This window comes from Streptomyces sp. MZ04, from assembly GCF_004684775.1.
GTDB lineage: Bacteria > Actinomycetota > Actinomycetes > Streptomycetales > Streptomycetaceae > Streptomyces.
The window spans coordinates 1-11,130 of sequence record NZ_SRIC01000265.1 but is presented as its reverse complement, the minus strand read 5'-3'; the positions used below and the strand labels follow the sequence as shown (position 1 = coordinate 11,130).

The 11,130-nt window shown below is 66.4% G+C and carries 12 protein-coding genes and 1 pseudogene; 10 read left to right on the top strand and 3 right to left on the bottom strand.

The genetic code is table 11. The features are described 5' to 3' along the window. Nucleotides 1–270: 270 nt before the first annotated feature. Together E2651_RS44805 and E2651_RS34850 are read right to left on the bottom strand one after the other, a co-directional pair. A complete protein-coding gene (locus E2651_RS44805; protein WP_209446319.1) occupies nucleotides 271–1,086 on the bottom strand; it encodes a hypothetical protein in 816 nt (271 codons plus the stop codon). Between the two features lie 144 nt (nucleotides 1,087–1,230). Beyond that, nucleotides 1,231–2,049 carry a helix-turn-helix domain-containing protein gene (locus E2651_RS34850; protein ID WP_135335260.1) on the bottom strand — a complete coding sequence of 273 codons (819 nt, stop codon included), beginning with the start codon at nucleotides 2,047–2,049 and terminating at the stop codon, nucleotides 1,231–1,233. Nucleotides 2,050–2,236: 187 nt separating this feature from the next. On the opposite strand from E2651_RS34850, the gene E2651_RS34845 reads away from it, so the two are divergent. Together E2651_RS34845 and E2651_RS34840 are read left to right on the top strand one after the other, a co-directional pair. Beyond that, entirely contained in the window at nucleotides 2,237–2,599 is a 363-nt protein-coding gene (locus E2651_RS34845) for a VOC family protein (RefSeq protein ID WP_135335259.1), read from the top strand. Nucleotides 2,600–2,624: 25 nt separating this feature from the next. Further along, nucleotides 2,625–3,041, top strand: a complete 417-nt coding sequence (locus E2651_RS34840) for an SRPBCC family protein (RefSeq protein ID WP_135335258.1) — start codon at nucleotides 2,625–2,627, stop codon at nucleotides 3,039–3,041. 447 nt (nucleotides 3,042–3,488) lie between these two features. Here E2651_RS34840 and E2651_RS34835 read toward each other — a convergent pair whose 3' ends face one another. Next, nucleotides 3,489–4,238 (bottom strand): restriction endonuclease, encoded by a 750-nt coding sequence (locus E2651_RS34835; RefSeq protein WP_167828986.1) that lies wholly within the window; start codon nucleotides 4,236–4,238, stop codon nucleotides 3,489–3,491. A 162-nt stretch (nucleotides 4,239–4,400) separates the two neighbouring features. Here E2651_RS34835 and E2651_RS34830 point away from each other — a divergent pair, with 162 nt between their 5' ends. From E2651_RS34830 to E2651_RS45665, 8 genes and pseudogenes are all read left to right on the top strand, one after another. Continuing rightward, nucleotides 4,401–4,730, top strand: a complete 330-nt coding sequence (locus tag E2651_RS34830) for a hypothetical protein (protein ID WP_135335256.1) — start codon at nucleotides 4,401–4,403, stop codon at nucleotides 4,728–4,730. Between the two features lie 44 nt (nucleotides 4,731–4,774). Next, nucleotides 4,775–5,086, top strand: a complete 312-nt coding sequence (locus E2651_RS34825) for a pore-forming ESAT-6 family protein (RefSeq protein ID WP_135335255.1) — start codon at nucleotides 4,775–4,777, stop codon at nucleotides 5,084–5,086. A gap of 57 nt (nucleotides 5,087–5,143) precedes the next feature. Beyond that, the gene (locus E2651_RS34820; RefSeq protein ID WP_135335254.1) at nucleotides 5,144–5,536 is read left to right on the top strand and encodes a DUF6507 family protein; all 393 of its coding nucleotides are present in this window, start codon (nucleotides 5,144–5,146) and stop codon (nucleotides 5,534–5,536) included. Continuing rightward, on the top strand, nucleotides 5,533–7,971 hold the full coding sequence (locus E2651_RS34815; protein ID WP_135335253.1) for a hypothetical protein: 2,439 nt from the start codon (nucleotides 5,533–5,535) through the stop codon (nucleotides 7,969–7,971). Before E2651_RS34820 ends, E2651_RS34815 begins: the two co-directional genes overlap by 4 nt. Before the next feature lie 10 nt (nucleotides 7,972–7,981). Next, nucleotides 7,982–8,842: an immunity 49 family protein gene (locus E2651_RS34810; protein ID WP_245239423.1), complete on the top strand. Its 861-nt coding sequence runs from the start codon at nucleotides 7,982–7,984 to the stop codon at nucleotides 8,840–8,842. A 78-nt stretch (nucleotides 8,843–8,920) separates the two neighbouring features. Then, nucleotides 8,921–9,199, top strand: a complete 279-nt coding sequence (locus E2651_RS45670; protein WP_135335252.1) for a hypothetical protein — start codon at nucleotides 8,921–8,923, stop codon at nucleotides 9,197–9,199. Nucleotides 9,200–9,263: 64 nt separating this feature from the next. After that, on the top strand, nucleotides 9,264–10,595 hold the full coding sequence (gene eccD, locus E2651_RS34800) for a type VII secretion integral membrane protein EccD (RefSeq protein WP_245239422.1): 1,332 nt from the start codon (nucleotides 9,264–9,266) through the stop codon (nucleotides 10,593–10,595). A gap of 9 nt (nucleotides 10,596–10,604) precedes the next feature. Next, nucleotides 10,605–11,130: pseudogene (locus E2651_RS45665) on the top strand (hypothetical protein); the annotation flags it as partial.

The following is an 11,130-nucleotide window of genomic DNA, read 5'->3' as shown; positions in this document are numbered from 1 at the left end:
AGCAGCCGCATCAGGTCAGACTGGGACAAGGCCATCGCGTCCTCCTCGGTTGAACTGGCCGTTCACCAAAGAGACTTGCGCGATGGCCTGCCTCTGCTCAGGGAGCAGTCACCGACAGCGGATGCACGCCCCGAGCAGACCCCCGCGCGTTCCAGAACCCAGACCGGCTACACCACTCGGCGGGACACCATCGACCACGATCGCCGTCCGATCCTGACCCCGTCTGACTTGGTGCGTATTGCGGTCTCTCCGAACCGTGTTCGACCGATCTCAGGCTCTGGGGCTCCTCGGCTCTCTGCCCGCGAGCCGAGGCCGAGGCTGCACGGGCAGGACGCGAAGGACGGAGTCGGGCGAGATCCGTTGCTCGCGAAGCTGTCTGCTCTCGCTCTCTGACACATGGAGCGCTGCGAACAGGGCTTCGACATCGGCCCGTAGCTGCTTGATCTCTTCCGCGTCTGTCGCTCGAAGCTCCTTGAGCTGGACGATCTGCTTGCGGAGCCGCAATTCCCGGTCGGGGGTGCCTCCTCGAGTGCGGACCCTCGCGTAGAAGTCGTTCTTCAGGTCGAGGTGCCGTTGCGTGAGGGCGTTGCGGGGCACTCCGGCTTCCGCGGCCAGGGCGACGATGGGCGGGGCTCCGGTGAGCCCGGCGATCGCACGCCTTCCTGATGTGCAGTCACCACCCGGGTCTTGGATACCCACTACGTACGCCAACCTGGCACAGAACCACCCCTGTTGCATCAGCTTCAACACGCTGATGCAACAGGGAAGGTGCGCCACTTCGCGCACCACCCCAATGCCGTGTGTCACCGCACCGCAAATGGCGAATCCAGCGCCGACCACCTCTTCATCAAGCGCGGCGTGGAGCGACTCCTCAAGCGGCAGGGTGTACGAGGCAAGGTGAGCACCCGGGATCTCGGCACTGGTCCGGGCGATGCCGTGGATCTCTTCGTTCCTGCTACGCGACGCCGAGTGCGGTTTCAGGTGGGTGCCCTCGACTATTTCGCCTAGCGCCACACCGACGACGAGTTCGCCGAAGACGCCGATGGGGTGGACTGGGTCTTCGCACAGAACGGACCGCTGACTCACGAGTTGCTGTGTCGTCAGGGACTCTCGCTCCGGGTCCGGCTCGCCACACTTGGCGGGTGTCGACGGTCAAGTAATTCCCCACGTTCGGCAGCTTGCGCGTCACGTAATTCCCCAGGCGAAGACGTTGTCGAGCAACGGAGACCGTCAATGTGTCCGAGGGGCTAGCAGGCGTCGAAGTGCCGTCGGAGTACGGCCCAGGTACTGGCGCATGGTCCTGCACAGGTGTGCCTGGTCGGCGAAGCCGAGGTCTGCGGCGAGGGCGCCGAGGCTGGTCTCGCCCTCCTCCAGGCGGTCCAGGGCCCGGCCGATGCGGATGCGATTGCGGTAGCGGGTCACCGACACCCCCAGTTCGCGGGTGAAGGACCGGCTCAAGCGGTACGGCGAGACCCCGAGCAGCTCTGCGAGCGGAAGCAGTCCGTCCGAGGCCGGGTGGCCATCGCTGATCGCCTGGCGGGCTGCCGCGACGAGAGCCGCTTCGGTTCTGGGAGCTTGTGCGCCGAGCGGTGTGGGCCCGGAGACGACTTGGCCGATGGTGGTGGCGAGCAGGCCGAGCAGCTCTTCCGTCAGTGCGTAGTCGATGTCCCCGGTCCGGGCGGTCGCGAGGAGCCGGCGATGGGTGAGGTCGAGGCGGGCGTCGACGTACACGCTCTGTGTGGTCAGGCACGTGACATCGCCGGCCATGGCCTGCCACAGCGACGGCGTGAGGCTGATCGATGTGCAGTCGTCGCCCCCGGCGGGATGGGCGAAGTGCTCTTCCTCGCCCGGCTCGCCGACGTAGGCCATCGTCGGGTCGATATCGGCGTGGGTTCCGGCTGTGCGTCTGCGGAACCGGCCACGGCGCACGAGCACCACCCGGTAGTCGTCGCGTACTTCGGCCTCCGACCAGCGTGCGTGGTCGTCCTGGCATGTCACAGCGGTGATGCTGAAGTCGGGCCGGGTGGCGAGAGCGGTGGTTGAGAGCACCCTTGAACGCTACGCCGGGGGTCTGACAGTCACCGGCGCAAGGATGTTCAAGACGGGACTGTCGGCGGCGAGCAGGCTGGTCGATGTGATCCCGGCCCGGCCGGCCGGCCCCGTGCACCGGGTTGCGTCATCGGCACGGCGGGGCCACCTCACATCTCACCAGTACCGATATGAAGGAGTCATCGGCATGCCCGCACTCGCGGAGTTCACCGCCGTCATCATCGACTGCGCCGATCCGGCGATGCTCGCCGAGTTCTACAAGAAGGCCACCGGCTGGGAGATCACCTGCAGCGACCAGGACTCCGCCTACCTGGGCAACGGCGGTCCGATGCAGATCGCCTTCCAGCGTATCGAGGGCTACCGGGCGCCGGGCTGGCCCGACGCCCGCAAGCACGCGCACTTCGACCTCACGGTCACCGATCTGGAGAGCGCCGCCAAGGAACTGCTCGCCCTTGGGGCAGCGAGGCCCGAGTTCCAGCCCGGCCAGGGCGAATGGGTGGTGCTCACTGATCGCGAGGGGCACCCCTTCTGCCTCACCACCGGCAACTGACTACCCGCCAGACAGGAGAGACACAGTGGCTCACATACACAAGGAATTCTTGATCGACAGCGCCCCCGACCAGGTCTGGGCGGCAGTCCGCGACGTCAGCGAGGTGCACCGGCGCCTGGCACCTGGCGTGGTCACGGACACACAGCTGGAGGCGGATACCAGGGTCGTGACCTTCGCGAACGGCGTCGTGGTGCACGAGCTCCTCGTCGACATCGACGACGAAGCCCGCCGGGTCGCTTATGCGGTGGTCGGCGGCTCACTGGCCCCCAAGCACCACCACGCGTCCATGCAGGTCTTCGCCGACGGCAAGGACCGCAGTCGGTTCGTCTGGATCATCGATGTGACGCCGGATGACGTCGCGGGCCCCATCGCCGAGATGGTCGACCAGGGAGCGAGCGTGATCAAGCAGACGCTGGAGACCCCGGCAACGCCGGACAGCTGACCAGTCGCCCGGGAACTGCGTCGCGGCTCCGGCAGGGGCCTGGCCCCGACGGAGCCGCGTCCGGAATCCCCATGGGGAAACTCGTGAACTTCTCCCTGGGGTATATCACGACCGTTCACATCGTCATCGAACCCGCTGCCTGACTCCACCAAACGCCGCCGCCATCCCGCGGACCGCACCAGCTGTCGGCGGGACGACAGCGCACGCCCTCCGGAGCTCTCATGTTCGGATCAGACTGGTACGGCAAGTGCGAATCGGCCGGCAGCCGCTACCGCGTCGCGGACGGAGCCGAGGGGCGATGCCCGGACTGCCACATCGACCAACCGGCTAACGTCGACCGTCCACAAGTGCTGGTGGCGCCTCGCGCGGCGGTGTGAAGCTGACGGCCGAGCGCATACGCGAACGTGGCCGTGTACCTGGACAACCCGCAGGCACACGGCCACAGGCTTACGACTCCATGGTGTCCGGGACTTGGCCCTCGGAGCGATCGGCAAGGAGGTCCAGGAGCCGGTGCCCGTACAGGCCCCACCGGAACATGTCGGTCTTGTCGATCAGCTGCACATCAAGCCGCATAGCCAGGGACCGAGCCGGCTTCGTGAACTTGCCCGGGGTGACCACGAGAGCCATCTCCGCATTGTGTAGTTCTTTCGTCCCATTGACCTGCTGGATGACCCCCGAGCCGATCGTGGTGCGGATATCGCTTACGTGCTTGCACTGCACGATCATGCGACGGCCGTCACCGGGGAGCCGGACGATCACATCGGCCGCGAGGTCACCGGCCCCACCGTGCCAGCGTTCGACGGCGAAGCCGTCGAAGTGCAGCAACTGGGCTATGTAGTGTTCGAACTCCCGGTGATGCATATCGAAGAGCTCCTGAAAGCGGGGCAGCAGTGCCAGCTGATGCCGATAGTTGTCTCCCTTCTGGATCTCTTCCACTCGTGCCGTCCAGGCGTTCGCCTCCTCCACCAGTGCGTCCATCTCACCGAAGAGCTCCTGGCTGAGCACCTCTTCGGCACGCTCGACGAATTGCTGGCCGCGTGGGGCCACCGTGACCAACTCCTCGAAGTAGCGGACCGACGCCTCCTCCCTTGCGTTGAGCAGGACCCGACGCGCCGCAGCGTCCAGCAGCCGGTCCGCATAAGCGGCGTTCACCCGCATCGTCTTCACCGTCTGGCGCCGTCGCTCAAGTTCCCGCAAGCCACCCACCATGGCACAGATCACGCCACTCGACCCTCAACCACGTTGCGCCTGCAACTCTCCATGGGAGAGGATGTTCGATACGCTACGTGGCGTGAGTGACGCATGTGGTTTCTGTGATGAGGAACTGCCGCCGCGTACAACACAATTCGGGGTGGGGTCATGAAGTTCGACATGGGAGACACGACTCTCGCGGTGCTGGGGAAGAACACCGTGGGGTCCAGTGACGATCTCGGGACGCTGATCAGCTTGCTGGTCCAGGCGGCGGAGCCGCTGGAGGGCAAGTTCAACGGGGCGGGCAAGGCGACCTTCGACTCGTTCAAGCTGCGCGCGGATGAGATCACTTCGGATCTGAACGGGGCGCTGTCCTCGATCCTGGGCGGCCAGGCGGGCATGGACACCGCGTTCGGCTCCGGCGACCAGGAACAGTCGGACAACGCCCACCAGAACATGGGCGCGGCCAACTTCGACGGCGCACGCTTCTCCGGCTGAGCGCCTCACCACACCCAACTTTCGTACGCAGGGGGAACTTCGCCATGGCTGGAACCCAGGACCGCCGCTCCTACGACACCGGCGCCTCGTCCGACGTGCAGGGCGGCCTGCAGATCATCATCGGCCAGCTGGAGCGGGTGCTCGGCGACCGCGACCGCGCGGTGAAGGCCGCTATGGCCGACTACCAGGCCGACGGTGTGTCAGACGACTACCACGGCAAGGAAGTCCGCTGGAACAAGGCGGCCAACGAGGTGCGGGAGATCATCCGCCTCGTGCGCACCACGCTGGAGCAGAACGACGGCACCGCGCAGTCGACGCTGGCCCGGGCGCGGGCCGCGGTCGACAACATCGGCTGACAGGCCGACAGCGTCTGGCAGCTGGGCTGAATTACGGGGATCAGTAGGGGGTTTGGGATGCCTGCGTGGGACATTTCGCCGTCCGGGGTGGATTCGGTGACGTCGTTGGTGGGGCTCGCGATGGACGACGTGGCCAAGGACGTCAAGGCGTACGGGACCGACGCCAAGAGTGCGGCCGCCTCGGCCGGCACGATCAGCTCGGGGTACTGCGGGGATGTGCCCGTCGGTCCGATCGGCGTGGCACTGGCGCTGTTCGTGGACAAGACCGCAGGTGATGTGCTCTTCCTCGGTGCACGGGCCACGAAGTCGGTGAACGGCGCGATCGAGGCGACCAACCACTACATCAACGGGGACCTGGAGCAGGCCGAGACCGCGCAGCGCAATGCGGAGAAGGCCCCTGACATGAAGGCTGTTCTCGCCGACGCCCGCAAGAAGGGCGCCGACAAGTGAAGATGATCGAGCCGGCGGGCATACCGCAGTTCATCGGCGACTTCGAGCAACTGGACAAGGACGTCTCCGCGCTGCGCAGCGACGCCATCGGGATCCGCAACGGCGGGGCCGACGTCCACTCCCGCTTCCAGATGCTCGGGGCGTACTACACCGCGCCGGAGGCCGACGACCTGTTCGCCACCACCCAGCCGGTGATGGACAGGGCCGACACCTTCGCCGCCGATCTGGAGACGGTGGCCAACGCCCTGGACACCTTCTCCAGCGAGGCGCGCCCGCTGGCCAAGCGCCTTCAGACGCTGGAGGCCGATGCCAGGAAGTTCGTCGCCAGCGTCGAGGGCGACGACGACTGGCACTACGACGAGGACAAGACCGACCGTAACAACGAGCTCGTGGACGATGTCGCCGTCACCAAGACCGCCTTCGAGGCGGCCGAGCGCAGAGCCGCCACCAAGATCTCGGCAATCGTGAACGGCCCGAAGTTCATCGAGGACGACGGCAGTCACAAGGCGACGAAGAAGACCGTGATGTACGGCTACGACGCCGACGTCCTCAAGCAGGCCAAGGAGCTGCCCTGGGGCAGCCACGTCAGCGAGTCCATCCACGTGTGGGAGATCCACCGGCACGTCAAGCACTACGTGTGGGACGGCTTCATCGTCGGTGGTGGCGGTGCCACCCTCGAGGGCCTGGGCCACCTGGTCGGCATCGGGGGCTCGGCCAAGGACGCCTGGAGTGGTCTCGCCGATGTCGTCAGCGGCATCGGCCAGTACACGATGACTCCCGTCGACTGGGCCCTGGACCACACGATCGGTCCGGACGAGGAGAGCGCCACGGAGAAGCGGCAGAAGACGGCCGCCCGCGAGTTCGCCAAGGCCATGGTCGCCTGGGACCAGTGGGAAGAGCACCCCGTCCAGGCAGCGGGGACCGCCACCTTCAACATCCTCACACTGGGTGCCGGTCCCCTGGGAGCTGTCGCCAAGGGCGGCAAGGGCGGGGCGGCGGCCAAGGCCGCCGGAGTGGGGGCGAAGATCGGCACCTACGCAGACCCGCTTTCCGCCGGGCTCACGGTGGGCGGCAAGGCCTTCAGCAAGCTGCCCAGCGTCGCCGACCTCACCGCTCGCGTCCGCACCGGCACCAACTCCACGCCCGAGTTGCGGCGCGTACACAGCGACCTCGAGTTCGACGGCTCCAGGGTTCGCATCGAGGACGGCAAGTTCATCCGGGTCGACGCAGAGGGCAATCCGATCAATGACACGGCACCGGTCGAGAAGGCCGCCGACGAGCGGGCAGCTCCCGAAGGAACATCGCCCCAGCGGGAACCCGCGATGGCCAACTCCGGGGCGCGGGGGCCCGAAGCCCATGCCCACGCAGGCGGAAATCTTCCCCCGCAGGCCAGCCACGGGAATCCAACTGGCGGTAGCAGCGCAGACGCACCGATCGGCCCAGGAGGAGGAGCCAACCGAGCTGGAGGCACGGGCACCGTCGGCTCCGGGACGTCTAAGCCGCCCTCCGGAGCAGCGGGCAACGGGCATGTCGGCGCCGGTTCCGACGGTCATGGGGGAGGCGCTGGCGAGCCCCGAAAGCTGACCGCTGAAGAGCTGAAAGAGATCCGGGACGAGCATGTCAGATTGGCCAATGAAAACCCCGAGTGGCGCGATAAATACTACCGCCAGAATGACTATCAGCGGAAAAACGCCTATGCAAAATACAAAGGCCACTTCCTGACCGAACTGAAGATGGACGCGGACGGCAACTTCATTGCCAAGCACGACAGGCCGCGTGCCGCTCCAGAAACCCGGTTCAACCCGACTCCGTACGCGCCCGATTCAGCCCCACGCACTGTCCGAACTTACCTTGATGGAGTATCTAAAGTCCGCAGGCAAGGCATGGACCTCACTGCCGCAGAAAAGGCATACAAGAAGGACGCCTCCCCTGAGAATTTGGAATCAGTCAAGAAGGCCCGGGAAACTCTCGGCGATCACGTCAATAATAGCAAGTTGGGCGAAAAACTCGGGGAAGATGCAGCTAGATACCATGTAGTTCCGCAACGCTTTGAGAATCCTAAGTGGATTGAGCTCCCCAAGACTCCCAATGGCGCGGATGCGTTCGACCAGCTCTGGGAGATCAAGGACGACGGACTCGTCATCGCCGAGGCCAAGGGCCCCAAAGGTGATCTCGAGTGGCGCCAGGAACAGGTCATCCGGGATGGCGTAAAGGTATCAACGGGCAAGATGGTCAAACAGGGCACTCGTGAATACATCGAGACAATATGCGCCGAAATGTTGGATCGGGCAATTCGTTCCCCTAGGGACGGCGTATTGGCACTCAGGATTCTCGATGCCCTGGAGAACAAAAAACTGCACTACGTCATGGTCAAGGCCAACGAGAACACGGGCACGTACGCTGGGTCCGTGCTGGAACACCTCAAGATCTACTAGAGGAGAGTAAGTGGTCACGAGCATTGCTCGCCACGAGTACCCCACGGACAACGCGGCCGAAGGCGTGGCGGTGCTCAATGAGACCGTGGACTGGATCCTTGAGCGGCTCGAACGATCGGACGTCGCTCGCGCCCAGGCTCTGAGCACCATGGTGACCCTGGCGAAGTCGCACTGCGCATTGGACCCGATGGCCGGGAACATCGAGAGCTGGGAGGCTTGGGTCGCTGCCATGCAGACCGGCTCCGCGCTGTTTGCTGCGGCGACTGCGCCGAAAGACAGTGTGGACTGCCGCATCGCAGGAGAAACGAGAACCATCCCGGCGATCGGCCCGCAGTCCTACACTGACGCCGGGAATTGGGTCTCGTCCTTCTACCTGGCCCTCATCTGCCGAGAGCAGGAGCGTCTCAACCAGCTGGCCAGGGTGCCAATCCGGCTCCTCAGGGAGTCCGGGGCTGTATACGACGAGTACATCTACGCGTGGGTAGATGCCTTGCAGAGGTACTGGCTCGGCGAGCCTCAGGTGATGGAAAAGCTGGTGCAAGCATTCGACGGCACCAGTCCGCAGGTGGCTCAAGTGGCCGATAGTGAGACGATGCTGAAAATCCTGTACCCGCCGCTTGAGCTCTTCCACCGCTATTTGCTCAAGGAGCACGAGAAGTTCAATCAGGCGCTGGTCGACGCGCTCACATGGCACAAGGAGTACTGGACCGGCGACGAAGCCCGCATGATGAGCAGCGCAGGGCTTGTTGCTCTCGGTCCGCTTGCATTGGCCTGCCTCGCCCGTGAGGCAGGGTTCCCCATTGAAGTGGAATCCGACTATCTACCGAGGGCACTCCTGGAGCACGCCTGGGCCGGCGAGCTCGATACGTGATTCAGGGAACCAGCCGAATCCCGGTGGTTCACTCCATAACACACCCTGACAAAGCAACGGGACGGGACTCGGACACCAGTGTCAGCGCAGGATTACGACAGCCAGTTGCTGGAGTCGGTGTCGGTTCGGCGCCGACGGCTGCGGGATGCCCTGTTGTTCGGGGCCCAGCGGCAGCGGCGGACCATCGATGAGCGGTTGGGGAAGATGTTTGCCGGGGTGGTGATCGGGGCCGTGTTGTGTGCCGGGTGTGTGGGGTGGTCGTTCATTTCGCATCGGCTTATCGGGAAGACCCCTTACAGCTCCTCCGTGCCCTCCACCTCCCCGTCTTCGCCGTCCATAACGCCGTCTTCTCGATGATAGGTTCGAACGCGTGATATCTGCGGGGCCGTTGAGCCGCACGAGCGGTACGAGTCGTACGGCCTTGAGCCGGGTCACCCTGGTCGGAGAGCGGCGGCGGGTGGACCTTGTTCTTCCCTCTCAGGAGCCCGTCGGGCTGCTGCTCCCTGAAGTGTTGCGGCTGCTCGGCGATCAGGCCGGGGCGCGGCCCATGCTCCGGCATCTCGTCACTGCCGACGGATCGGCGCTGGCCCACGACAGCACCCTGGAGTCCGCCGGGATAGCGGACGGTGCCGTGCTGCGGCTGGTACGGGCCGAGGATGCGCCCTCGGCGCCCGTCGTGCATGACGTCACCGATGAAGCCGCCGATGATCTGGATGTCAGGGCCTGGCGGTGGGGGTCCGCGGCCCGGCGGGTGGTTGCCGGTCTTGCCACCGTCCTCTGGGCGCTCGTCGCCGGGGTGTTGGCCCGCGGCGCATTCGCAGTGGAGGACGTGGGCAACGCCCTCGTGGGTGTTGCCGTTCTGGCCTGCGTCGCCGGGATCGTGCTGGGGCGCATGAAGCAGCGGGGGCTCTCTGCCACGTTGATCGTCACCGCCGGATCCCTGGGGGCGCTCGGGGCCTGGACGTTGGCCGATGCCCATGGCTGGTCCGGTGCCGTGCGGCTGGCGGGGGTGGCCCTGGCCGCAATGCTGGTGCTGCTCTTCCTTGGGTGGTTCTCCCCGCTGGGGCGGGGCGGGTTGATCGGGGCCGCGGCCATGCTCGGCTGCCTGGTTCTGTGGGAAGCGTCCGTCGCCCTGCAGGACGGTGCGCGGACGGCGACCGAGCAGGCTCGGATGGGTTCCCTGCTCGTCCTCGTCTCGGTGGTGGTGCTCGGGGTGTTGCCCCGGCTCGCGTTGATGGCCTCCGGGCTTTCGGGGCTCGATGACCGTCGTTCGGGCGGAGCGTCGGTGAGCCGGTATCGCGTGGGCACCGCGCTGAGCGCCACCCATCGTGGACTGGCCATCGCCACCGTCGTGCTGGCCGTCTCGGCGGCCGCCGCAGGGGTGATGGTGCTCAAGGCGCCGACCGTGTGGACCGTGCTCCTGGCCGTGGTCACCGCAGTGGTGCTCGCGCTGCGGGCGCGGGCCTTCCCGCTGGTCGCCGAGGTCGTCGCGTTGTTCGCGGCTGCCGCGGTCGTGGTCGTGGCGTTGGTCGGCGTCTGGCTGGAGCGGTCGGTCGGCGGTGGGCCGCTGGCCTTGCTGGCCGGGCTCGCGGTGGCTCCGCTGGTGGTGCTTGCGGTGCAGCCCGCCGAGCATGTGCGGGTGCGGCTTCGCCGCTTCGGTGACGTACTGGAGTCGGTCGGCGTGATCGCGCTGCTGCCGCTCGTCATCGGGGTGTTCGGTGTGTACGGGCGACTGCTCGACACCTTCGCGTAGGGGTGCGGCATGGCTCAGGAACAGGAAGACGACTGGCAGCGGAACGTGTTGAGGGATCTGGGCGCGGGCACCACCGGCCCTGCGGTCGAGCCGACCGCCATACTCCGCAGGGCGGAGAATGAGGCCCCCGTGGATCCACGGCCGGTTCCTCAGCCGACGGCTCCCGCCCGTCCCCTACGCAGCAGCGCCCGTGATCCCCGCCTTCCGCTGCCCACCCCGGAGTCCGTGCCGACCGTCGATCCGCGCCTGGCCCGCGCCCTGGGCTCCCCGCAGCACGGAGACTCCGCGGTCCGGCGCACCGGACGCTCGCTGCGCAAGCTCACCGCGTCGGCCGGCCAGGAGGTCGCCGAGCAGACCCGGCTGGCCCGTGAGGTGCAGCAGCCAGTCACCACGGGACGGGTCATCGCGGTGACCTCGATCCGGGGCGGGGTCGGCAAGTCCACCGTCTCCGCGCTCCTGGCACGGACGTTCAACCATTACCGGCACGACCCCGTCCTCGCCCTGGAGGCCGACGCCGCGCTCGGCACCCTGCCGG

Excerpts from the sequence above, each read along its gene's own strand:
- E2651_RS34820 (WP_135335254.1), top strand. The coding sequence starts at position 5,144 with ATGCCTGCGTGGGACATTTCGCCGTCCGGGGTGGATTCGGTGACGTCG.
- E2651_RS34845 (WP_135335259.1), top strand. The coding sequence starts at position 2,237 with ATGCCCGCACTCGCGGAGTTCACCGCCGTCATCATCGACTGCGCCGAT.
- E2651_RS34825 (WP_135335255.1), top strand. The coding sequence starts at position 4,775 with ATGGCTGGAACCCAGGACCGCCGCTCCTACGACACCGGCGCCTCGTCC.
- E2651_RS34830 (WP_135335256.1), top strand. The coding sequence starts at position 4,401 with ATGAAGTTCGACATGGGAGACACGACTCTCGCGGTGCTGGGGAAGAAC.